Source organism: Nostoc sp. (genome assembly GCF_036919615.1).
In the GTDB taxonomy this organism is placed as follows: domain Bacteria; phylum Cyanobacteriota; class Cyanobacteriia; order Cyanobacteriales; family Nostocaceae; genus Nostoc.
Genome location: NZ_JBALCN010000010.1, coordinates 67,142 through 91,994, shown reverse-complemented (window position 1 = coordinate 91,994; position 24,853 = coordinate 67,142). Strand labels below are relative to the sequence as shown.

General features: G+C 40.8%; 20 protein-coding genes. 11 read left to right on the top strand and 9 right to left on the bottom strand.

The annotated features are described in order from the left end of the window. Positions 1-122 precede the first annotated feature (122 nt). From V7K48_RS04545 to V7K48_RS04535, 3 genes are all read right to left on the bottom strand, one after another. Positions 123-1,106, bottom strand: a complete 984-nt coding sequence (locus tag V7K48_RS04545) for an alpha-ketoacid dehydrogenase subunit beta (protein ID WP_334970445.1) — start codon at positions 1,104-1,106, stop codon at positions 123-125. Between the two features lie 404 nt (positions 1,107-1,510). Further along, entirely contained in the window at positions 1,511-2,491 is a 981-nt protein-coding gene (gene hemB / locus V7K48_RS04540; RefSeq protein ID WP_335069998.1) for a porphobilinogen synthase, read from the bottom strand. A gap of 295 nt (positions 2,492-2,786) precedes the next feature. Further along, complete coding sequence (locus V7K48_RS04535) at positions 2,787-3,146, bottom strand: DUF4870 domain-containing protein (RefSeq protein ID WP_335069996.1); 360 nt, start codon at positions 3,144-3,146, stop codon at positions 2,787-2,789. A gap of 125 nt (positions 3,147-3,271) precedes the next feature. On the opposite strand from V7K48_RS04535, the gene prfC reads away from it, so the two are divergent. From prfC to V7K48_RS04520, 3 genes are all read left to right on the top strand, one after another. After that, on the top strand, positions 3,272-4,900 hold the full coding sequence (gene prfC / locus V7K48_RS04530) for a peptide chain release factor 3 (protein ID WP_335069994.1): 1,629 nt from the start codon (positions 3,272-3,274) through the stop codon (positions 4,898-4,900). A gap of 109 nt (positions 4,901-5,009) precedes the next feature. Then, the gene (locus tag V7K48_RS04525; RefSeq protein WP_335069992.1) at positions 5,010-7,265 is read left to right on the top strand and encodes a zinc metalloprotease HtpX; all 2,256 of its coding nucleotides are present in this window, start codon (positions 5,010-5,012) and stop codon (positions 7,263-7,265) included. 695 nt (positions 7,266-7,960) lie between these two features. Further along, a complete protein-coding gene (locus V7K48_RS04520) occupies positions 7,961-8,476 on the top strand; it encodes an RNA recognition motif domain-containing protein (RefSeq protein WP_334970431.1) in 516 nt (171 codons plus the stop codon). Positions 8,477-8,769: 293 nt separating this feature from the next. Here the strand turns inward: V7K48_RS04520 and V7K48_RS04515 are convergent, their stop codons facing one another. Then, positions 8,770-8,907 (bottom strand): hypothetical protein, encoded by a 138-nt coding sequence (locus tag V7K48_RS04515; protein WP_335069990.1) that lies wholly within the window; start codon positions 8,905-8,907, stop codon positions 8,770-8,772. A gap of 45 nt (positions 8,908-8,952) precedes the next feature. On the opposite strand from V7K48_RS04515, the gene V7K48_RS04510 reads away from it, so the two are divergent. The 6 genes from V7K48_RS04510 (at position 8,953) to V7K48_RS04485 (ending at position 15,326) form a co-directional block, all read left to right on the top strand. Beyond that, on the top strand, positions 8,953-9,393 hold the full coding sequence (locus V7K48_RS04510) for a SufE family protein (protein WP_334970428.1): 441 nt from the start codon (positions 8,953-8,955) through the stop codon (positions 9,391-9,393). 150 nt (positions 9,394-9,543) lie between these two features. After that, the gene (locus tag V7K48_RS04505) at positions 9,544-10,458 is read left to right on the top strand and encodes an alpha/beta fold hydrolase (protein WP_335069988.1); all 915 of its coding nucleotides are present in this window, start codon (positions 9,544-9,546) and stop codon (positions 10,456-10,458) included. Between the two features lie 354 nt (positions 10,459-10,812). After that, positions 10,813-11,784, top strand: coding sequence for a CobW family GTP-binding protein (locus tag V7K48_RS04500; RefSeq protein WP_335069986.1), 972 nt, complete (start codon positions 10,813-10,815; stop codon positions 11,782-11,784). A gap of 70 nt (positions 11,785-11,854) precedes the next feature. Next, complete coding sequence (locus V7K48_RS04495) at positions 11,855-12,916, top strand: WD40 repeat domain-containing protein (protein WP_335069984.1); 1,062 nt, start codon at positions 11,855-11,857, stop codon at positions 12,914-12,916. A 78-nt stretch (positions 12,917-12,994) separates the two neighbouring features. Next, entirely contained in the window at positions 12,995-13,267 is a 273-nt protein-coding gene (locus tag V7K48_RS04490) for a hypothetical protein (RefSeq protein ID WP_335069982.1), read from the top strand. A gap of 454 nt (positions 13,268-13,721) precedes the next feature. Continuing rightward, complete coding sequence (locus V7K48_RS04485) at positions 13,722-15,326, top strand: NAD(P)H-quinone oxidoreductase subunit N (RefSeq protein WP_335069980.1); 1,605 nt, start codon at positions 13,722-13,724, stop codon at positions 15,324-15,326. Positions 15,327-15,564: 238 nt separating this feature from the next. Here V7K48_RS04485 and V7K48_RS04480 read toward each other — a convergent pair whose 3' ends face one another. The 5 genes from V7K48_RS04480 to V7K48_RS04460 all read right to left on the bottom strand — a co-directional run bounded on the left by V7K48_RS04480 (position 15,565) and on the right by V7K48_RS04460 (position 21,572). Beyond that, positions 15,565-16,956 carry an ATP-binding protein gene (locus V7K48_RS04480; protein WP_335069978.1) on the bottom strand — a complete coding sequence of 464 codons (1,392 nt, stop codon included), beginning with the start codon at positions 16,954-16,956 and terminating at the stop codon, positions 15,565-15,567. Between the two features lie 84 nt (positions 16,957-17,040). Further along, positions 17,041-17,583, bottom strand: coding sequence for a methanogen output domain 1-containing protein (locus V7K48_RS04475; protein WP_335070255.1), 543 nt, complete (start codon positions 17,581-17,583; stop codon positions 17,041-17,043). A gap of 425 nt (positions 17,584-18,008) precedes the next feature. After that, positions 18,009-19,052, bottom strand: a complete 1,044-nt coding sequence (locus V7K48_RS04470) for a sensor histidine kinase (RefSeq protein WP_335069975.1) — start codon at positions 19,050-19,052, stop codon at positions 18,009-18,011. 6 nt (positions 19,053-19,058) lie between these two features. Next, on the bottom strand, positions 19,059-20,210 hold the full coding sequence (locus tag V7K48_RS04465; protein WP_335069973.1) for an FIST signal transduction protein: 1,152 nt from the start codon (positions 20,208-20,210) through the stop codon (positions 19,059-19,061). 42 nt (positions 20,211-20,252) lie between these two features. Then, the gene (locus V7K48_RS04460; protein ID WP_335069970.1) at positions 20,253-21,572 is read right to left on the bottom strand and encodes a hybrid sensor histidine kinase/response regulator; all 1,320 of its coding nucleotides are present in this window, start codon (positions 21,570-21,572) and stop codon (positions 20,253-20,255) included. Positions 21,573-22,205: 633 nt separating this feature from the next. Here V7K48_RS04460 and V7K48_RS04455 point away from each other — a divergent pair. Both V7K48_RS04455 and V7K48_RS04450 read left to right on the top strand, forming a co-directional pair. Beyond that, complete coding sequence (locus V7K48_RS04455) at positions 22,206-23,174, top strand: terpene synthase family protein (protein WP_335069968.1); 969 nt, start codon at positions 22,206-22,208, stop codon at positions 23,172-23,174. Between the two features lie 217 nt (positions 23,175-23,391). Further along, a complete protein-coding gene (locus V7K48_RS04450; RefSeq protein ID WP_335069966.1) occupies positions 23,392-24,783 on the top strand; it encodes a cytochrome P450 in 1,392 nt (463 codons plus the stop codon). The last annotated feature ends 70 nt before the right edge of the window (positions 24,784-24,853 follow it).

The following is a 24,853-nucleotide window of genomic DNA, read 5'->3' as shown; positions in this document are numbered from 1 at the left end:
TTGAGAGTCATTCAATTTTAGATTTTGAATTTTGGATTTTGGATTGAAGAAAAAATCTAAAATTGGCAGAGTTGGGAGTTAAGACTCATGCTTTAAAATTCTTGACTCCTCACTCCTAACTTTTAAACCCGCAATGCTACCATTTTTTCCACAGCTTCCACTATTTGCTCTGGTTGGATGATTGTTAGTCGTTCCAGATTGCCGTTGTAAGGTGTGGGAATATCTTGGGAAGAAAGCCGCAGTACTGGCGCATCCAATTCATCAAATAAGCGATCATTAATTGAGGCGATGACTTCTGCTCCGATACCCGCAGTTCGCATGGATTCTTCCACAACAATCACTTTATGGGTTTTACGTACTGATGCCCCAATAGTATCAAAATCTAATGGCTTGAGCGAGATTAAATCAATAACTTCTGGATCATAACCTTGCTTTTCCAAAGTTTTTACTGCTTGCAGCACATGATGCCGCATCCGCGAATAAGTGATAATTGTGACATCTTTTCCTGGACGTACAACTTCTGCTTTATCTAGGGGTAGTAAATATTCTTCTTCTGGTAAATCTTCTTTCAAGTTGTAGAGCAGAACGTGTTCAAAGAACAATACGGGGTTATCATCGCGGATAGCTGATTTTAGTAGTCCTTTGGCGTTTCTTGGTGTGGAGCAGGCAACAATCTTCAACCCTGGTACAGCTTGGAAGTAGGTTTCTAGTCGCTGAGAATGTTCTGCACCTAGCTGCCGTCCCACACCTCCAGGGCCGCGAATTACCATCGGAATTTTAAAGTTACCGCCAGAAGTATAGCGCAGCATCCCAGCGTTGTTGGCTATTTGGTTGAAAGCCAGCAATAAAAAGCCCATATTCATGCCTTCGATTATGGGACGCAACCCAGTCATCGCTGCTCCCACTGCCATGCCGGTAAAGCTATTTTCGGCAATGGGGGTGTCTAGAATGCGGAGTTCACCATATTTTTGGTACAGGTCTTTGGTAACTTTATAGGAACCACCGTAATGTCCGACATCTTCACCGAGAACGAATACGCTGGCGTCACGTGCCATTTCTTCATCAATGGCTTCCCGTAAGGCGTTGAAGAATAGTGTTTCTGCCATTTAGACCTTTAGTACGATTATGGTTTTAGAATTTTATCGTGCTGCTGTCGCAAATACCGTGAGCGATCGCACTAGTTAGAGATTGGTTTTTTAAACGAGTCGCCCCAAGCATAGAGCGAGTAATTGCCATAACTATATCAAAGCTATTTAATTTAGATTTTAGAGGTTTTATCAGCGATCGCCTCCCCCTCTGGCAAATGCCACTTATTTATTTATGTAATAAAACGTAGAATAAATGTATAAAAAAATTTTAAAATTTCACAACGGAAAAAGCCTAGTTACAAAAACTGGTACAAGCTAAAACACAACAATCTCACGCCCAGACACCAAAACACAGAGAAAAACTTTGCGCCTTCGCGCCTTTGCGTGAGATTTATTAAATTCTTACCCTTCAATCGCCCACCTTACTTTAACCATCGCGCCGCATCTTTGGCATGATAAGTCAAAATCAAGTCTGCGCCAGCCCGTTTAAACCCAGTTAAAGTTTCCATAACCACCCGCTCCTCATCAATCCAACCATTGAGAGCCGCAGCTTTTACCATCGCATACTCACCAGAAACATTGTAAGCTGCAACTGGTAAGTTAGTCGCTTCCTTCACCCGCCAGATAATGTCCATGTATGCTAAAGCTGGCTTAACCATGAGCATATCAGCACCTTCAGCGATATCCAATTCAATCTCTTTAATTGCTTCCCTGGCGTTACCCGGGTCCATTTGATAAGTTCTTCTGTCTCCAAATTGCGGTGTCGAGTCTGCTGCATCCCGAAATGGGCCATAATAACCCGACGCATATTTAGCAGCATAAGACAAAATCGGCGTATCTTGAAATCCGGCTTCATCCAAACCCACACGAATTGCCTGCACAAACCCATCCATCATTCCCGAAGGCGCGATGATATCGGCACCGGCTTTCGCTTGGGAAACCGCTGTTTTTTTCAACAATTCCAGAGTTGGGTCATTTAAAACTCGTCCTGTTAAATCACCAACTTGCAGATAACCACAATGACCGTGGCTAGTATACTCACACAAACAAGTATCAGCAATTACAATTAAATCTGGCACTGCTGCTTTTACCGCAGTCGCTGCTTTTTGGACGATACCGCAATCATGCCAAGCACCAGTGGCATCAACATCTTTATCAGCCGGAATACCAAATAAAATAATCGAGGGAATTCCTAAGTCGTAAACTTCTTTTGCCTCTTCGACAATTTTATCTACTGAAAGTTGGTAGACTCCAGGCATCGATCTCACTTCATTAGCGATTCCCTCACCTGGTACGGCAAATAGTGGGTAGATTAAATCGCTTGTTGTCAAAACAGTTTCACGAACCATCCGGCGCAGTTGGGGATGGGTACGCAGACGACGGGGGCGATGTATAGGAAACATAAAATTTTATAACAAAAAACAACGCAAATGGACACAAAACAAAGCGTCACAAAAGCAGGCTAAAACTTTCCTGCCGTCAGACAGACTACAAACAGTGCTTAACTGTCCTTTGCCCTACTCTTAATCAAGCTGTGGGGCAATTTTGTATTTTACAGCTTGGTTGCATCTATCCGACGGACTAGAAAAAAAACAACATAGATAGCAAATTCCACCAAATCAATTACAGAAATTCGCTAATGGGGAAAACATTTTTCTGAAGTTGGTAATTTTCAATTACCCAATAGCATAATTTGTCCTAAATAAATCGGAAAATGTAGGGATAGCGGAAGGGTATATCAGGATTGTTGAAAACTCCGATGAGCGCCCAAATTGTTAATCCCCAGTGCAATAGATATCCCAGACCGGCTAGTGGCCCTAGCAATAATAGAGGTAACACTAACCAACCGAATAGAAAAAACAGCACTGCCAGAATTGCTCCATAAAACCAGACATTAAAGTGGAAATTGATGGATTCTTTGGCGTTTTCTTTAACAACAGGATCATCAGATACGAACAATATGGCAATAGGTATACCTACAGATACCAACGTTGTGCTGAAAAAAATCGCTCCATGAGACAAGGCAGATAGAAGCTTTCGCTTGTCTGTGTTGTACATTCCTTTCTCCTAATTTAGTTAGATTGTTGATTATATTACGACCCTATCACGAGCATCGTTGTCTTAAGATTAAAAGACTTGCCAGAGTAGAGAAAAATTAAGTTAAATTACAAACAAATACAGTTATGTCAATTGAACTTCAGTCTGAACTTCTTCACGCGGTTGAACTTCGCCGCAACTTTGCGATTATATCTCACCCGGATGCGGGTAAAACTACACTAACAGAAAAGCTACTTCTATACGGAGGTGCAATTCATGAAGCTGGGGCGGTTAAGGCGCGACGGGCGCAGCGTAAGGCTACCTCTGACTGGATGGCGATGGAGCAACAACGGGGCATTTCCATTACCTCCACAGTGTTGCAATTTGAATACCAGGACTGTCAAATAAATTTATTAGATACCCCTGGACACCAAGACTTCAGTGAAGATACTTATCGTACCCTCGCCGCTGCTGATAATGCAGTGATGCTGATTGATGCAGCAAAAGGTTTGGAACCCCAAACCCGCAAATTGTTTGAAGTGTGTAAGTTGCGGGGTATTCCGATCTTTACATTTGTCAACAAGCTTGATCGCCCAGGAAGAGAACCTCTGGAACTGTTGGATGAAATTGAGCAAGAATTGGGATTGCAAACCTATGCAGTAAACTGGCCGATTGGTATGGGCGATCGCTTTAAAGGTGTTTTTGACCGACACAAGCAACAAATTCACCTGTTTGAACGTAGCGCCCACGGCAGCCGAGAAGCCCTTGATACAATAGTGGAATTAGGTGATCCGAGAATAGAAGAGCAGCTAGAACAAGAACTCTACTACCAACTGAAAAATGATTTAGAACTGTTAGAAGGTGTTGGGCCAGAGCTAGATTTACAGTTGGTACACGAAGGCAAAATGACGCCTGTGTTTTTTGGTAGCGCTATGACTAACTTTGGGGTAGAGTTATTCCTCAAGTACTTCCTCGATTATGCCCTCAAACCCGGTTCTCACTACAGCAGTGTTGGCGAAGTTCCCCCTACATACCCGGAGTTTTCGGGGTTTGTCTTCAAACTGCAAGCGAACATGGACCCGAAGCACCGTGATCGCGTCGCATTTATCCGGGTCTGCACTGGTAAGTTTGAAAAAGATATGATGGTGAATCACGCCCGCATTGGTAAACTCATCCGTCTGTCTCGCCCGCAAAAACTCTTTGCTCAAGAGCGGGAATCCATTGATGTGGCTTATCCTGGCGATGTGATCGGTTTGAACAATCCTGGTGTTTTTGCGATCGGGGATACAATTTACACGGGACAAAAGCTTGAATATGAGGGAATTCCGTATTTTTCGCCGGAACTGTTTGCGACTCTCAGGAATCCCAACCCCTCGAAGTCTAAACAATTCCAAAAAGGCGTTGCGGAATTGCGAGAAGAAGGTGCTGTGCAAATTATGTATTCAACTGATGAAGCCAAACGCGATCCTATTTTGGCGGCGGTGGGTCAGTTGCAATTCGAGGTGGTGCAATTTCGCTTACAAAATGAGTATGGCGTAGAAACCCTACTAGAGGTATTGCCCTATAGTGTCGCCCGTTGGGTTGAGGGTGGTTGGGAAGCATTAGAACAGGTGGGACGAATATTCAATACCACTACAGTTAAAGACAGCATGGGACGCCCAGTGTTGCTATTCCGCAATGAATGGAATTGCCAACAGTTATTGGGCGACCATCCAGAGTTAAAATTAAGCGCGATCGCTCCAGTATTTTCTAGTCAACAACCAGTGGAGGAATAATTCACTTGATGTGGCTCTAACTGGGCGCGGTTGAGTTCCACGGCATCCGAGGTTCGCGCTTTTGCACAAACGTGGATCACCTAGAAGAGATTGGAGTGCCAGAATTTGTATGCCTTCACATGCCAAACCGTCTTTGGAGGCTGGTTTAGTTGCCCTCAAGCAGGGAAATTACCAAACAGCGATCGCTCAACTAGAACCTATTGCTAGCAGCCAAAGCAATGCGACTGCTAGCTTACAAGCCCAAGTTGGTTTAGTGATGGCTTATGCTCGCACTGGCGAAGTTCCCAAAGCGATCGCTATTTCCCAGAATCTCATTGAGAGTAGCAATCCGCAAGTTCAAGAGTGGGCAACACGCGCTCTCGAACACCTGACAAAACGTAAAAAACCTGATCAAGAATCAAAAAATGTCGAAACTGGATTTGTTGCTTTTGAGAATTCAACCCCAGATTCAACCCCAGTTACTTCTACATTAGAGGAAAAGCTAGAAGATCAAGTAATAGAAACCAAGAGCGACGAAACCCCGCCGATGGTGCCACTAGCTAGACTCAAAGCTACAGTAGCGACACCATTACCACCACCTGCCACGCCCCTAAACGGTTTCATGGGTTCCGTTACCCGCACCCAAGCCAAATTATTTGGCGTTATTTATTGGCGGCAAGCACAACGCGCCAGAGCATGGCAACCACTACGTAAACCGAAATTAATTCCGTTGCGGCTACTGTCAGCGGGAACATTCATCGCCCTGTTTTGGGTAATGCGGGAAATCCTTAAGTTAGTAATGGGATTAATCAACCAGACTTTAGTTAAACTACCTTATCTGGAACCATTACAGCTTTTATACCGCGACCCTACTGAATTGTTGCTAGTAGTATTGGTGATTTTGATCGGAGTATCACCTTGGTTGCTGGATCTGCTACTGGCGAACTTGTATGGTCAGCGAGAATTTCCTAAAGATGTATTAAATACCCATAGTCGGGAAGCCGTCCGGGTGCTACAACGTTGCTGCCAACAACGGCACTGGCCGTTACCCAAACTGCGGATTTTACCAATGGCTGCACCAATTATCCTGACCTATGGTAGTTTACCACGTAATGCCAGGATTGTTGTGAGTCAAGGGCTATTAGAGCAACTGGCAGATGATGAAATTGCCACTATCTACGCCACACAACTAGGGCATATTGCTCACTGGGATTTTGCTGTGATGTCTTTGTTGCTGCTGGTGACACTACCAATTTATAAGCTATATCAGCAAGTGTCGGCGTTGGCAGATAAAATATCAGGGAAAATTTGGCGCTGGCCAGTGACAATTCTAGCGAGTCTCGTTTATGGAGTTTGGTGTTTGCTAACTGGGACTGCATTGTGGTTGTCGCGGTTACGGCTTTATTATAGCGATCGCGTCGCCGCTGAAATTACTGGTAATCCCAATGCGCTAATTCGCGCTTTACTCAAAATTACTATTGGCATTGCAGCTGATATCGAAAAACAAGAACATACCAGTTGGCAGTTAGAAAGCTTAAATCTTCTAACACCAGTCAGCCACCAACAGAGCCTCTCTTTAGGTACTATTGCCAGCAATTTATCTTTTGAATCCTTTTTGAAGTGGGATAATGCCAATCCCTATCGCCGATGGTTTACGATTAATAATAGTCATCCTTTAATGGGCGATCGCATTGAACGCCTCTGCCAAATAGCGCGTCACTGGCATCTAGATACCGAACTACATTTTGCAAGCGTTCCATCAAAGGTTAAGCATCAGTCTTTCTTATTACAAATCGCTCCCTGGTTGGGAATTCCTCTAGGGGTTCTGTTTGCAGCTTTAGTCTGGCTAACCTGGCAACTAGCATTCGCACTCAAGTTTTTAAACCTAAAGTGGATATATGAAGATTGGTCTTTCATTACAGGCTGCCTTCTGATTGGCTTTAGCATCGGTACAGTGATGCGGATTAATTCTTTCTTCCCCGATATTAAACCTGCCACCGTGCAAACTGACGACTGCTTACCCAACCTGTTAGCTGACCCTTCTGCCTTACCCATTGACAGCATCAGTGTACGGATTGTAGGCAAACTATTAGGTCGTCAAGGCACTAGCAACTCTCTAGCGCAAGATTTGATCCTCCAATCCAGCGCGGGCTTGGTGAAGTTACACCACATTTCTTGGCTAGGACAGTCAGTCAATCACCAAGATTTGATCGGTCGGCAAATTATCGTCACAGGTTGGTTCCGGCGAGGAGCAACACCTTGGATCGATATCCAAACCCTAGAAACTCAAAGTGGTAAAACCATTCATAGCCCTCATCCCATTTGGTCTACTTTTTTGGCAGTCGCAGCACAGGCTTGGGGTGCATACGTTTTTCTCACTGGTTAGTCATTGGGCACTTGTACTGAGCGTACCCCTGCGGGGAAGCAAGCTACACGTAGCGTCTCCTTGGCGCAGCCTAAGAAGAGAAGTATTGAGCAAATTGGAATGTAAACAAAAGTTGCAGGTTTTCTTAACAAGTGTTACATTTATTTACACAAACCAGAGCAATCGACAATAACTCAGCATTACAGCTTAGTTGTAAATTCGGATGCTTTTTCCCCGCTCCATACCTTTTATCCTGCCAACACAGCAGCAAATTAACCAGCCAGTGGCTGGTTTTTGTTTCAAAATATGCCCCATTGAATAAAAAAATGTGTTTAATGTGTTTTATGTTACGATACAGTAATACTAACGTCGGAAATGTACGCGCTAAACTAGCTACGTAGAAAATACCGTGGTAATGTAAGGAATGGTATTTAATTCTGCGAAAAAGGGCATGGGAGAAAGCGTGTACTTTAGCAGGCACTAGGCTATTAAATTTACAATTCTTATAATTAAGGTGTTATTAGCTCACCATAGTGTGAGCCTTTGGATTAAACAAGCTTGATCCCGACGAAAAACTGTATTGTTGTATAGGTTGACAGTTTCGAGCAAAAAAAATGGTTGATGGCAGTCTTGGTCAATAGCATCTATTTAAAAGCCAAAGCCAAGTGATTGTTTTCTTGCCTTGCCATGTTCATTCAACTCTGGAGGTATAGTTCATGTCCGTTCGCCTATATATAGGTAATTTGCCTAAAGAAGAAATAGATCGTCAAGATCTGCAAGCAGTTTTTGCAGCAGAAGGTGATGCTGTAACTACTAAATTAATTAAAGACCGCAAAACTGGCAAATGCCGTGGTTTCGGTTTTCTTACCGTCAACAATGACGAACAAGCTGACGAAATCATCGAAAAGTATAATGGTCAGATGTTCAAAGACACTGCCATTAAGCTAGAGAAGGCATTACCTCGGACAAAAGGTGAAGAGGGCGACGAGCAAGCTCCTAAACCAGTTAGTCTTGCTGCTAGTAGTACCCCCACTCCTAGCCCTAATAGAGAAGGTAGAGAAGGTAGCCGTCGAGAGAAAAGCTCTAAGAAGCCTCGTCGTGGCGGCGGTGGCGGCGGTTCTCGTGAAAGCAGCACCACAACCACCGATTCAGACGCTATTCGTCCAGATCCTCGTTGGGCTTCGGAATTAGAAAAGCTGAAGCAGATGCTAGCTGCACAAACTACGAATTAATCCCTAAGGGAGAGAAATTAAAAATTAAAAATCAGAATTTTTTTTTGATTTTTAATTTTTAATTGTTGATTATCACCTAGCTGCCTAGTTAAAAGCTACTTGCAGCTATTTTTGTAAGTGCGGAGGCGCAGCCCACCGTAGGCATCACATAGTCAAATCAAACGACACATAAATTTCACTCATTCCCCATACTTACGTAATAGTATTAAGTCTATACTGATACAACAGTAACTTCTATAGAGTTGCTGTTAAAGCCTGCTTATAAAAAAATTAAGTTTTTGTGATTAGGCGGATTAAAAAATCTGACTGATGTGAATGCGATCGCAGTAATTATTTAGATTTGATAAGATATAGTCAGTTATGGCAAGCTTCATACTGCCAAGTGAACCGAAGGCGCGTAGGCGCAGCCCGCCGTAGGCATCGCCAAGCAAGATAATTTACACTCAAAGTGATACCGATCATTTGCAGCTTCTGTTATGTCCTCAACTCTAGATTCTTTGCCACCTGCGCTCGCTAAAATTGTCCAGCGCTTTCAACGCGCTTCCGAACCGAAGCGACGCTACGAACAGCTAATCTGGTATGCTCAGAAGCTCAATGAGTTCCCAGAAGCTGAAAAATTACCCGAAAATAAAGTCCCTGGTTGCGTGTCACAAGTTTATATCACAGCAGCCTTGGATGACGGTAAAGTTGTGTTTCAGGGCGATTCCGATTCCCAGTTAACCAAAGGATTAGTAGGGCTTTTGGTTGAAGGATTGGATGGACTAACGCCAACTGAGATTGTCCAACTTACTCCAGATTTTATTCAAGCAACAGGTTTAAACGTTAGTCTCACACCTTCCCGTGCTAATGGGTTTTACAACATTTTTAAAACCATGCAAAAAAAAGCATTGGAATCTAAGTTAGACCTGCCTAACTAAACAGATAATTGCAAATAAATATCAAGAGTTAAGAGTTTTGAATTCCTAACTCTGGCAATTTTAGATTTTGAATTTTGGATTGAAGGAAAAATCTAAAATCTAAAATCCAAAATTCAATTACTCCTAACTCTTAATAATAAGTTTATTCTCATGTCAACAAATTTATTATCTACCTCTGCTGCTACTGGTTTTGGTGGGGTAGTTCAAGAATATCTCTGGAATTGGAAAAATCAGCAATTGCGCGTTGTTTATGAAACCCTCGGTAAAGGTTCACCGCTATTGCTACTACCAGCTTTCAGTACTGTTTCGACACGTTTGGAAATGGGCGAACTCGCCAGGCTACTAGCTCCCCATTTTCAAGTTGTAGCCTTAGACTGGCCTGGATTTGGACAATCTTCTCGCCCTAGTTTGAATTACCGACCGGAAATATATCAGCAATTTCTGGAAGATTTTGTCAAAGCTATTTTTAATAATCCCATTACTTTGGTGGCGGCAGGTCATGCTGCTAGTTACGTTTTACAATTAGCTGTGAAACAACCTACTGCTTTCTCACGAATTGTGTTGTTAGCTCCTACTTGGCGTGGGCCTTTGCCGACAATGGGAGCAAGTCAGCAGATAGCTGGCATGGTGAGAGAATTAGTGCGATCGCCTATACTTGGTCAAGCTCTCTACAAACTCAACACTACTCAATCTTTCTTAAGTTTTATGTACCGCCGTCATGTCTTTACTGACGCGGCTAAAGTTACATCCAGTTTCATTCAGAAGAAGTGGCACATGACTCAACAACCAGGAGCGCGATTTGCATCTGCTGCTTTTGTAACTGGTAATCTTGATGCTGTACACAAACAATCTGATTTTTTGGGACTTGTGCAGTCTTTAACTGTACCGCTCATGGTAGTAATTGGGGAATCCAGCCCTCCGAAATCACGAGAAGAAATGAACGCTTTGGCAGCCTTACCAGGAGTAAAAAGCGTCGTCGTTCCTGGTTCTCTGGGACTGCATGAAGAATACCCAGCAGTTGTTTTAGAAGCAGCTCAAGATTTTTTATTCTTCCCAGAAAATTAAATCTTACTTATCCATGAAAGTATAATTTTTCTCTTTATGATAATGATTATTATGGCTTTGATGGGATTGTCAAGGTGCTAACCTGCAACCTCTGAAAAGTCTGTAGATGCTTCTTTGGCGACTCCAGGAATCTCCCAAGGAGTGGGTCGTTATATGCAATATTCCTACCAAGCTACGCCAACTTGCGAATATTTATTACTTATTACAGCTGCACAAAAATAAAGTGCTTTTGAATTAAATTATGTAATTATTCTGCTGAAACCCAAAATAACAGCAAGTTCGCACAAAAATATAAAAAGATTTATCATAGGCGATAATGATTATCTACAAAGTGAGACAAGGGGAATTTAGAGTATGGTGGCTGACGTAATCAACAATTCAGTTCCCGTTACTGTTCTTACAGGCTATTTGGGAGCAGGTAAAACGACTCTACTCAATCACATCCTTACCTACGAACATGGCAAAAAAGTTGCTGTGATCGTCAATGAATTTGGGGAAGTGGGTATTGATAATCAATTGATTATCGATGCAGATGAAGAAATATTTGAAATGAACAATGGCTGTATCTGTTGTACAGTCCGCGGTGACTTAATTCGGATTATCGGCAATTTGATGAAGCGGCGCGATAAATTTGACCATTTAGTAATTGAAACGACTGGATTAGCCGATCCAGCACCAGTGATTCAGACATTTTTTGTTGATGAAGATTTGCAAAGCCAACTGTCTCTAGATGCAGTGGTGACAGTCGTAGATGCCAAGCATATTTGGCAGCACTGGGATGCAGACGAAGCACAAGAACAGATTGCTTTTGCCGATGTAATTTTACTTAATAAAACTGATTTAGTAGCGTCAGAAGAGTTGGATGAATTAGAAAAACGGATTCGGGCGATGAATGCGATCGCAAAAATCTACCGTACCCAAAATTCTGAACTAGGAATGGATGCTTTATTAGGTGTAAAAGCCTTTGATTTAGACCGGGCATTAGAAATTGATCCAGATTTCTTAGGCGAAGATGCTCATGTACACGATGAAAGCGTCTTTTCTGTGGCTTTAGTAGAAGCAGGTGCAGTTGATGGAGAAAAATTAAACACTTGGCTTTCCGAGTTACTGCGTACCCAAGGCCCAGATATTTTTCGGATGAAAGGCATTTTAAATATTGCTGGAGAAGATAATCGATTTGTGTTTCAAGGAGTGCATATGATATTTGATGGCAAACCCGATCGCCCCTGGAAACCAAGTGAAACTCCCAAAAATGAACTAGTCTTCATCGGTCGCAATCTTGATGCAGACCAACTCAAGCAAGATTTTCTCGCCTGTCTGGTATAAAAAGTGAGTTAGGAGTTATGAGTTAAAAATTCAAACTCCTAACTCCTAACTTCTAACTCCTGTAGAAAATATGAACTCCACAACCAGCAAATCTAAGGAATTTGAACAACACTATTCGGGGACACTTTCAGATTATGTAACTGCGATCGCTTGGTCGCCACAAGGTAAAACTTTAGCAGCAACTTCCGCCGCCGGGGAAGTAGTTCTGTGGAATGATGGCGAACTCACAACCTTACAAACTGGTAACGGTAAATCAGTAGACTGTCTGGCCTTTTCCCCAGATGGGACATTTTTAGCTGTTGGTGGACAGGATGGACAGGTTAAAATTTGGCGCGATACTGAATTAATCGCCACGTTAGAAAATGCCCCCGCATGGGTTGACAAGCTAGCTTGGAATTACACTAGTAACCAACTGGCTTTTAGTTTAGGGCGTTACGTCCAAGTCTGGGATGCAGATACTCGTGAAATTGTCGTGACGCTGAATTTCGACAACTCTTCAGTATTGGGTATAGATTGGCGCATTGACGGACAGTACTTAGCCATTAGTGGTTATAAGGGAGTCAAAATTTGGTATAGTCAAAACTGGGATGAAGAACCATACATCTTGGATACGACTACTGTCAGTTTAGCGATGGCTTGGTCGCCTGATGGCAAATTCCTGGCTTCTGGCAACATGGATCGTAGTGTCACCGTTTTGGAATGGAACAACCCTGACCCTTGGGTGATGCGTGGCTTCCCTGGTAAAATTCGCCAATTGGCATGGTCAGAAGCTACTACGAAAGTCGGTGCGCCAATACTGGCATCTTCTAGCGTTGAAGGTATTGTGGTCTGGGAAAAGCTAGAGGATGATTCCTTAGGTTGGGAAGCGCGAGTATTAACAAATCATGTCGATGTGATCAATGCGATCGCCTTTGCACCTAAAAGCTTCCTTCTCGCTTCTGCTGCTGCTGACGGCTGGTTATGTTTATGGAACCAAGGCAAGGAAGTATCCCAAATTATCACAGGTATCTCAGGAGGCTTTTCTAGCCTAGCTTGGCATCCCCAAGGCAAGTTACTGGCCGCAGGCGGTGAGAAAGGGGAATTACTTGTATGGTCAAAGGTTTTGCGGGGTCAAGGATTCGGGCGCAGTTAAGCAATACTCAGCACTTGAAGTTGAAGGTGGGCAATTTATTGGCTATGCTGTATCAGCAAAGGTATGTTTGTGTAAATTATGAAAATAGCCAAACTGATTTTACTTGCTTGTCCTGTGCTTCTGGCATTTATGCTGCTGGTAGTCAATCCAGCACACGCATCCAGTCTGAAATCTGCATCTGCTACACAAATTATTACGGTAGCATCTACACAACAAATTCCTGATTTAGCAACACCAAAGTTGATTCAAACATCTAATCCGATTATTGATCAACTTGGTTGCAATTGTGCCAACTGTATTCAGTCTAAATTTCAGTCGCTACAAGGCAAACTGCCATCTGCCGATTTTTAATAAAGTTAGGAGTTATGAATTATTGTAGGGGCACAGCAATGCTGTGCCCTTATTAATTTTAATATGAATTCGACAAACCTCTCGCTGCCTTGAATTTTCGTTCAAGTCTGTCCCTCTCTGAGTTGGAGAGGGACGATTTTGCGTAGTAAAAGCAGGGAGAGGTTTCTTTATGAAGCTAAATTAGGCGGGTACTAGATAATCTGTCAAACTGACGTTAATTTTATCTAACCAAGATATTCGCTGAAGGTCACGCCTAAAAAAACAAGATAGGAAAGTTTTTAGGTGAATTCCTAGATACTGAGAAAGTTGCTGGTAAGCTAGTAAAGTTGGTGCGTTCGCGATCTATGCACAAACTGTTAAACTCTTGAACAAAAGAGCTAGTCTCTTAATTAGAAAACTTGCTAGAGTGAACAGAGTTAGCCTTAATGTCTAATCGCCAAAACCTATACATCTCATGGATTTTGCTAATATTGCATCCCAGCTAAACGCTGGAACGATTTTGCCAGAGGGGATTGTTATTCTCACCCTCTTGGGGGTTTTGATTGTTGATTTGATTTTGGGGCGTACATCTGCACGCTGGATTGGATATCTAGCGATCGCAGGTTTATTTGCTTCGATCATCGCCCTATACTTCCAATGGGATGCGCCAAATCCCATCTCCTTTACTGGTGCTTTCATTGGTGACGACCTTAGTATCGTCTTTCGCGGTATTATTGCTTTGTCTGCGGTTGCGACTATACTAATGTCAATTCGCTACGTTGAACAAAGCGGCACCGCTTTAGCCGAATTCATCGCTATTTTGCTGAGTGCTACGTTAGGAGCGATGTTTTTATCTGGGGCTAGTGAGTTGGTGATGATTTTCATCTCATTAGAAACCCTGAGTATATCCTCTTACTTGTTAACAGGTTATACCAAGCGTGACCCGCGCTCCAATGAAGCGGCGCTGAAATACTTGTTAATTGGAGCTTCCAGTACGGCAATATTTTTGTACGGTGTATCACTGCTGTATGGACTATCTGGAGGACAAACGGAACTGAGTGCGATCGCAAATGGCATTGCCACAGCTAAAGTCGGTCAATCTTTAGGTTTAGTGATTGCCCTGGTTTTTGCGATCGCAGGTATTGGTTTCAAAATCTCCGCTGCACCCTTCCACCAGTGGACACCAGACGTTTACGAAGGCGCTCCCACCCCAGTAATCGCCTTTTTATCTGTCGGTTCCAAAGCAGCTGGGTTTGCCCTAGCCATCCGCTTGCTGACAACAGCCTTCCCCCTTGTTGCTGATGAGTGGAGGTTTGTCTTCACCGCTCTGGCCGTTCTCAGTATGATCTTGGGTAACGTAGTCGCCCTAGCCCAAACCAGCATGAAACGGATGCTAGCCTATTCATCCATTGCCCAAGCTGGGTTTGTGATGATTGGCTTGATTGCTAGTACACAGGCAGGGTACGCCAGTATGATATTTTACCTACTGGTTTACCTGTTCATGAACCTATGCGGCTTTACCTGCATCATCCTGTTCTCACTGCGGACGGGAACCGACCAGATAGCCGAATACTCTGGCTTATACCAAAAAGACCCACTCCTAACATTGGGGTTGAGTATCGCTCTGCTTTCCTTGGGTGGTATTCCACCATTGGCTGGGTTTTTCGGCAAGATTTACTTATTCTGGGCTGGTTGGCAAGCAGGACTTTATTGGTTAGTTTTGCTGGGCTTAGTTACCAGCGTCGTCTCCATCTACTACTACATTCGCGTAGTCAAGATGATGGTAGTCAAAGAACCCCATGAAATGTCTGATGCGGTGAAGAATTATCCACAAGTGCGTTGGGATTTGCCTGGGCTAAGACCTTTGCAGGTTGGGTTGGTGGTAACATTAATTGCCACTACCATAGCAGGAATTTTGTCAAATCCACTGTTTACCTTGGCTAACAATTCCATCTCCCATACCCCAATTTTGCAAGCAACAATCAACAGTAGGGTAAAAGCACAAAATCTACTGCTTTTGCCCAAGTTAGATTCGGTTAGTCAGTCTCAACCCTCAGTTGATTCTACTGCTAAGATTTAATTACCTGAGTCTCAACTAAACTTTGTACTCAAAGACACGCCTGTTTGCTACTGAGCAGACAGGCGTTTATCATATCTTTTTATTATTGTCAAAAATGAAGATGAAAAATTGGATGATGACAATAACATTATTATCCAAGAGGAATTGGACTCAAAGAAAACTTGCAATAACGTTATTGAAAAATAGTCTTGCTTGCCTTTGGTGTTGACACTGCGTAGTACTAACACGCCTCTGACATTTATGATCTTGAGTTAATAGGTATCTTAATTACAAATTCTGCACCTTTTGCTGGAACAGAAAAACAGCTAAGTTCTCCGTTATGTTTTTCAACTATAATCTGATAGCTTATATATAGCCCTAGTCCAGTACCTTTGCCCACATTTTTAGTGGTGAAAAACGGATCAAATAGCTTTGAGCAAACTTGTTCATTTATCCCCAAACCATTATCAGCAATACTAACCGCTATCCATTTTTCATCAATTACCTCAGTTTTAATTTGAATTTGGGGATTATTCTTTGTCAGTTTTTGATTATCAGTTGTTTGTGGATTTACTACTGACAACTGACCATTAATCGCTGACGCCTCCAGTGCATCGATCGCATTAGCAAGAATATTCATAAACACTTGGTTGAGTTGACCAGGGTAGCAAGTTACATTCGGCAGTTGGCTATATTTTTTAATTACTTTGATTTCTGGGTACTCATGTGTGGCTTGCAGGCGATGATCCAAAATCATTAAAGTACTATCAATTCCTTCATGGATATTAACTTGCTTAAGTTCTGCTTCATCAAGTCTGGAAAAGTTACGTAGTGATTTAACAATTTCTTGAATGCGTTCTGTTCCCACTTTCATTGACTGGAAGAGTTTAGTTATATCTTGAATCAGAAAATCTAAGTCTATTTCTTCTACTTGCTCTTGAATTTCTAGAGGAGTATTTGGACAAAAATGTTGATAGATTTGCACCAATTTTAGTAAATCCTGAGTGTATTTATGGGCGTGGTGAAGGTTACCATAAATAAAACTCACGGGGTTATTAATTTCATGGGCAATACCAGCGACCATCTGACCTAAACTAGACATTTTTTCAGCTTGGATAAGCTGAGTTTGGGTAAGTTGCAGTTCGTTTAGTGTTTCTTGTAAAGTAGTTGTACGTTCCTCAACCCGAATTTCTAACTCTTGATTGGCTTTCTTAAGCGCTTCCTCTGCCTGTTTACGTCTCTGAACTTCTTTTGCTAACTCATCGATTTTTTCGTTCAAGAGAATGAAATTACTGGTGGCTAAAGTTCTATTTTCCAAGCGTAAGAGAATTAAAGCTGAAGATTCAGGAGACCAAGGTTGAATAACGGCTCCTTGACTACGACATATTAACGTTTGTCCATCATTCTTTTGTAAAGTCAAGGAGCCAATAACCATTGCCCTACTACTTGAACAAGCTTGCAGGTACTTTACAACATCGTTAGCAGACTCAGTTACAAGTTCAAAGAGCATTCTTCCCCGCAGTTCCTGACGGCGTAACCCCAACATTTCTGCTACTGGTTTATTAGTAGCCAACAACTGACCCTCTCCACTCACTAGGAGCAAAGGTTCTGGTAAAACTCTGGCAAATTCAAGAAATTGTTCAGGAGTCATGGGGCTTCCAATTTCAGAGTTCGACTCTACTTTACATATCTGCACTCAAGCTTGTATTCTGGGGTTAGTTTAGTGCTAAAGGGTTTACACAGATTCTAGTCCCTTAAAGTATTCTCGACCTTCTGCATCTTCTGCCTCTTCTGTAATTTTTAAGTAAACAATAACTCTACATCCAGGAGCACCCTTTGCTATGGTCTCTTGCAATTCTACTTTCGCATACCCGAGATTATTAGCTGCAATCGTCCCAAAGACGTTTGAAGTCATCATGCACATGGCAGGGCGATTAAGTACTTTGTCGCCAAATGGGCAGACGCGATTGCCAAAGACAATTTTTTCATCATTTTGTTCAATCACATAAAAATCCCCCTGGATTCGTCTTTTTAAATCAACCAAGACATCAGCTACCTGCTTACGAGAAAGGTTGGAGACTTCCAGGGCAGATTTGTAATTTTGGTTGAGCTGCCTACCCATCCTTTCACCAACTACACTAATAAATCCAGAAGCTTCTTCTAAGCCAACTACGTCCTGCAAAGTGCCAGATAGTTCTCTGATTAATGTACGTAAAAATATATCGCGTTCTAAAGAAAGATTAAGCGTTGCTATTGAGTGGCTAAGTGCATTAGTCATAAATTTTGAGGACACAATCTTGTAACTACAGTTCTAGAGTTCCCCAAAAGGCCTTTAAAGTAACTGCTTAATCTCTTTCTTCAGAGAACTTAATGCTTGCTTTTATTTCTAATGCATGGGAATGGTGATCACAAATTCTAAACCTTGTTGTTATGACAGTTCCCGATTTTCTAAAGTCTCTTCTAGCTTACGTCCCCATTATCACCGAATTTACAAGAATACAAGCCCCTTGATTCATGAATGGAGATATAAAAGCGTGTAGCATCATTCTCTTACAAAGTTCTGTTTACCATTGGTGTTGGCGATGCGTCCCTTGCGCGTCTCATAGAGGGCGTCATTATCAATTACGAATTATTTTTACCTGCTACCACATTGAACATTTATTTTTCTTAATATTAATTTTAATAATTGATATATTTGCTACTTTAATAAATTGGAATGGTAATTATAAACTCAGAACCTTCTCCTAACACAGATTTTACTTCTAGAGTTCCCCTATGCTTTTGGACAATTATTTGATAGGCGATTGATAATCCTAATCCTGTTCCTTGACCCACAGGTTTTGTTGTGAATAAATGGTCAAACATTTTTTGCTGAATATCAGCTGATATTCCCACACCATTATCTTGAATCTGAATCAATGCATGATTTGTATCTTCAATTAGGGCAGTATGAATTGTAATTTGATTGGGATTTGCCTTAATTTCATCAAAACTCAGTCCAGAATTAGACTCCTCTAAAGCATCAATGGCATTTGCCAATAGATTCATAAATACCTGATTCAATTGTCCTGGGAAGCATTTTACTAGAGGCAATTCTGCGTAACCTTGAACTAATTCAATAGCAGGACGAATCTTATTAGCTTTCAAACGGTGCTTGAGAATCAGAAGAGTGCTGTTAATACCTTCATGAAGATTAAATAGAACTTTTTGTTCTGTATCTGCTCTAGAGAAAATTCGCAAGCTGTTGCTAATGTTTGAAATGCGATCTGTGCCTTCTTTCATTGAGGAAATGAGTTTAGGTAGATCCTCGCGCACATACTCCAAGTCAATTACTTCAATTGTTTCTTGAATTTTCTCAGATGCTTTGGGATAGGTTTGCTGATAGAGGTCGATAAGATGTAACAAATTATCAATATACTCTTGAGCTGGAGTCAGATTACCTGCTATAAACCCAACTGGGTTATTAATTTCATGAGCTACATCTGCGACAAGACCTCCCAAACTAGACATCTTATTCTGCATTATTTGAAGATTAAGAAGCATCATTTCTAGTTCATGGCTTCTTTCTTCTAAATTGTTTTGATATTCCTTTAATTCATCAATTACTTTTCTGAGTAAATATTCTTTTTTTTTATTTATATCTTCCAGTTTGACCCGGTCTGATTCAGAACGTTCCAATTTCTTTTTGATAATTCTATTTGCTTTTTTTAGTTCCTTAATTTCTTGTTGATAATCCACAATTTCCATCAGCTTTTATCGACTCCCCAAAATTAAAGTTACAAAAGTTTCATTATGAAATTGCATCTGGCTAATTCGATCTATAGGAGCAATCTCTCCATAAGAATAAAATCCACAGGCAGGAAAATAGTCAGTAAGGCAAAGTTTTATATTTTGGTACTCTTCTTTTGCTCTTGTACCAAGTATTTGCCGACGAGCTACACATGAAAAAAACAAAATAGCACTTGGTTCTGCACCTGGATAGTTATCTAAGGCATTCATGAATGATGTTTTAGAAGCTGCCAGAATATCTTCATAACCCGCTTCTGCAATTTTAATAACTGCTTGCTCGGGAATATCTCCAAAAAAGGTAATGCTACCAGATTCTTGATTGTAAGCAATAGGTGCTCTAATATAAAAATTGTCTCCATTCTGCTCAAACACTGCTAGTGGATATTCAATTGAAGGAGGAAGCAAACCTAAATAATGATGATAAAAATCTAAAGCTGGCTTATCATCTATTTCATAGACTATGTTCTTATCTACCTTAGTCACTTTGCTTATTTGACCGATGGGATGCCAACCACTTGCAACACCGTGGGAAAACAATATTGTGCCTGAAAAAAGCAGAATTGGTACAGAGTCACTTAATACTTCTGTTTTAAAAAATTGATATGTGTTTTGATATCTTGACTGATCAGCTGCCAAACCACCAAATATTGGTACATGTTGCCCAAGAGCTAGCTTTAAGCCATTCAATATAGAGATACCACTAGTTGTAAGACTTTCTGGATGAGTTAAGCATAGCCTTGGAGCTGTAGTACTTTTTGCTTTAGCTTGCTCCACAGCTTGTTTAGTTACAGTAATTGGATCGCTTGAAACTTTGCGTCCGACTCCTGCATGAATTTCAACTTCGTCTGAGCAAAACAACATTAAGGTGATTGAATCCTGCTGAAACTCTAAGACGGAAGAAATTTCTCCATCTGTTGTTCCACCAATCAACTCAATCCCCGGAAAAGCCTGATGAATTTGCTGTAAAATCAGAGAATGTTCAAAATCTATTGCAGCAAAAAGAATCCCAGCTTTTGGTATATTCCCTGCAAGAGAACTGGTACATTGCTGAAGAACTTCTTCAATTGCTGATAGAGAATCTGGATCGTTACTGTGACCTACTACTGCTTTGAACATAAATTTACCTATTATATTGATGAACGTGATTTGCTATGATTTTTAAATGGGAAGCTTGATAATAAACTCTGAACCTTGTCCTAGCGCTGAATTTACCTCCAAAGTTCCTCCATGTTTTTCGACAACAATTTGACGGGCAATTGATAATCCTAATCCTGTACCTTGACCCACAGGTTTGGTTGTGAATAAATGGTCAAAGATTTTTTGCTGGACATTAGCCGACATTCCCACGCCATTATCTTTAATCCGAATCGAGATGTGATTTTTATTTTCAGTAAGAGTAGTCTGAATCAAAACTTGATTGGGATTTGCTTCAATTTCAATATAGGTGCGTCCTACATTAGAATCCTCCAAAGCATCAATAGCATTAGCTAACAAATTCATAAATACCTGATTTAGTTGTCCGATAAAGCATTCTAATTCTGGCAAATTCTCGTAATCTCTAATTACTTGAATATCGGGTCGATCTTCGGATGCTTTTAAGCGGTGTTTTAGGATCATGATTGTGCTGTCAATGCCATCATGAATGTTGCAATAAACTTTGTGATCGCTATCTGCTCGAGAAAAGGTTCTCAGACTGATACTAATGTTGCGAATGCGCTGAACACCCTCTTTCATTGAGGAAATTAAGTTAGGTAGATCAGAAAGCATATACTTCAAATCTATCGCTGCAATTTCCTCTTGAATTTCTGGAACCGGATTAGGATAATGCTGCTGATAGAGATCAATGAGGTTAATCATGTCTTGGAAATACACTGAAGCGTGTCCGAGATTGCCATGAATGAAACCAACTGGATTATTAATTTCATGAGCAATTCCTGTTACTAATTGACCAAGGGCAGACATTTTTTCTGTCTGTACAAGCTGAAGTTGAGACTCTTGTAGGTCTTTTAATGCCCTAGACAACGCTGCTGTCCTTTCTGCAACTCGTTTTTCTAAAGTTTTTGTGAGATTTCGTAATTGAAGATGGGTTTTAATTCTAGCTAATAATTCTTCTTGATTAAAGGGTTTAGTGATGTAATCAACTGCCCCTATATTTAGACCCTTTACCTTACTATCCGTATCTGAATGAGCCGTCATAAAAATTACTGGAATATCACAAGTAGCTAAATTTTCTTTCAGCCTTTTACAGGTTTCAAATCCATCTATTCCCGGCATCGTTACATCTAATAATATTAAATCAGGTAGTCTAGATTCAACTTGCTTAAGTGCCCTTTCCCCATCATTTTCTGTAATAACTTCAAGTCCGGCATTAGTTAATATTTCAAAGACAATTTTTAAATTGGTAGTGGTATCATCCACTACTAAAACCAAACTATCTTCTGGTACATAAAGCAGTTTTATATCTGGCTTGTAATTCATGTATTTAAATTAATTTTACTCCTTGTTACTTATTCACTATTTGCCCTGCGATCGCAGCTAAGTCACATCTATTTTATTGGCAGACTGACTGATAAATTTTTAGTCTGACAATCCTATAGTTCCCAAAAACTCTGATAACAGCAACATTCTCACACTAAATTGCCGTATGTGACCACGGGGGCGATGGCTACAGGATGGAAATAACCACCAAGCTTCACTTTCACTAGAGTTGAATATCCTCTTTCATGAAGGCGATCGCTCTAAAATTAGTCATTATTACTCTTGTCTTTTTATAAAAGTAACGCTATTCCAAAACAATATTGTTGATACCATAAGTTAACTTTTTCAGTTCGTCAACAGTATTTATTAGGTGTTGATACAACCATAAGTATTTTTATAAAAAATTTATAATCTAGGATATTTACGGTTATTATTCTTTAAAAAAATAATAAACAATGAATTAACTGTAAATAAAATACTTCTATACATTTACCTGCTCACAAGAGGCAGATAAAGATTATTTGCATACTGGAGTCAATCTGGGTTTATAGTTAATTTTTATTTTTAAAAAATCTACTATAAATTTTATTATCTTGTAATTCATATTCTTTGCTTTGAACTAATACATTTTTTATGCAGCAATTACTTTCCCCTGGTTTATACTGTCCATTTCCATCCCAGATCAATAAGTATGTTGATATTCTAGAAGAGCACGCTATTGAATGGGTGCTTCACTTCAATCTCCTGGCCAATGAATCAACCTATAAGCGTTTTTGCAAGTCCAAATTCTTTTTCTTAACTGCATCTGTTTATCCTTACAGTAATATCGAACAACTGAAGATTGCACATGACTGGCTGAGTTGGCTATTTATTTGGGATGACCAATGTGATTTATCAGATTTAGGAAAAAAACCTGAAGTTCTAAAAGCTATTCACAAGAGATTTCTAGAAATATTGAACGGGGCAGAAGTTATGAGCCATGATATACCTCTTAGTCACGCTTTAAGTAACTTACGACAGCGGATGCTTGAAAAAGTAAGCGTGAAATGGTTAAATTATTTTCTCTGCAGCTTTGAGAACTACTTATACGGTTGTTTTGAGGAAGCAAATAACCGTGTATATGGGATTGTACCTGATACTGACACTTATATTGCAATGCGTAGGTTAAGCGCAGGCGCAGATGTTGCCTTGCCATTAATTGAACTTTGTGATCAGTTGATAATTCCTGATTTTTTACGAAAACAGGATATTTTTAAACAACTTAATGAGATTGCAAATAACCTTCTTGGCTGGTCTAATGATATTTTCTCATTATCTAGGGAATTGGCAACGGGTCATGTTCATAATTTAGTATTTGTACTACATTATCAGCATAAAATTCCTCTAGAAGAAGCAATTAAGCGTGCTACACAAATGCATGATCATGAGATACAAAAATTGATAAGTTTGGAAGCAGATATTCCATCTTTTGGAGAAGAAGTAGATGCTGAATTCGCAAAATATATATTAGGAATTCATGCTTGGATTCGTGGCAACCTCGATTGGTATTCTTTCACGGATCGCTATAAAACTATAGAAATGCTGGAGCTAGCTAAATATTGATTAAAGAGGATGATTTAAAAGTAAAAAATTAAATTTGCATTGGCTCTATTGCTTCTTCATCAGTTCTAATAAATACAGATTTTTGTTAGCTATGTTGATTAGATTGATTGGGTTTTTAGGTTTTGAAGCTTCACTATAAAACCTTGATTTTAATGCCATAACATAAAGAAGCAGTATAACCGTTTTCTCATGATATCTCCTTACCCCTTTCCATTAAATGCAACTACCTAATCCTCTAAAAACCTCCTCTTTTCTCCAAAAGCTCCAGTGGGTTATTGACCCTGTAAGCTATATGGAAAATGCAGCTCAGCAATATCCTGACATTTTCACTGCTAAGATAATTGGTTTTGGAGATACCGTAGTTTTTGTAAACCATCCCCAGGCAATCCAGGAAATTTTAACCAACGATAGAAAAAAGTTTGCAGCCGTTGGTGCATTCAATAGAATTATAGAACCTTTCATAGGAAACTATTCAGTTCTCACACTAGAGGGCGATCGCCACAAACGGCAACGACAACTGGTCATGCCATCCTTTCATGGAGAGCGGATGCAAGCTTACGGTCAACAAATCTGTGATCTGACTGAACAAGTCTTTAATCAGTTACCACTCAATAAGCCCTTCTTGGCTCGAAATTTAACACAGGAAATATCTCTACAAGTCATATTGCAGACCGTCTTTGGTTTGTCTAAGGGAGAAAGATTTCAACAGCTTAAGCATCTACTACCGTTGTTGCTAGATCTTTTTCGCTCACCTTTGACTTCTAGTTTATTTTTCTTTTCATTCTTGCAACAGGATTTAGGAGCTTGGAGCCCTTGGGGAAAGTTTCTGCGCGACCGGCAGACAATTGATCAATTGCTCTACGCTGAAATCGCTGAACGCCGACAGCAACCAGATCCAGAACGCATTGATATCCTCTCCTTGCTGATATCAGCTCGGGATGAAACCGGTCAACTGATGACTGAGCAGGAATTGCGCGATCAGTTGATGCTCTTGATACTTGCCGGATATGAAACTACAGCAACGGCAATGGCTTGGGGATTGTACTGGATTCATCAAAAGCCCCTAGTCCGTGAAAAACTGCTTCAGGAACTGGATACCCTCGGTGATTCTCCAGATCCAATGAGCATTTACCGACTGCCATATCTAAGTGCTGTCTGCAACGAAACCTTGCGAATTCACCCTGTTGTCATATTCTGTTTTCCCAGAGTAGTACAAGAACCTGCCAAACTGTTGGGACATTCTTTAGAGTCTGGGACTGTACTACTTCCCAACATTTATCTCATTCATCAGCGTGAGGATTTATATCCTCAACCTAAGGAGTTTCAACCAGAGCGCTTTTTAAAACGCCAATTTTCTCCCTATGAATTTCTACCTTTTGGTGGCGGTGTCCGTCGTTGTCTTGGCGAGACTTTGGCTATATTTGAAATGAAGTTAGTATTAGCAAAAGTTTTGTCAGGCTATCAACTCGATCTAGCTGGTAAGCGGCCAGAGCGTCCTCAACGTCGAGGTTTTGCACTTGCGCCTGCTAATGGAGTCAAGATGGTAATTACAGGACGACGTGCGCGTGAAAAGCCTCTAGTGAATATGATAAGTACATCCGTATTTTAGTAATCTGTGAGAGCTATTTAAATGAATATTAGAAACCTAGTTTTTGGAATAAATTAGGTTTTTAGAATTA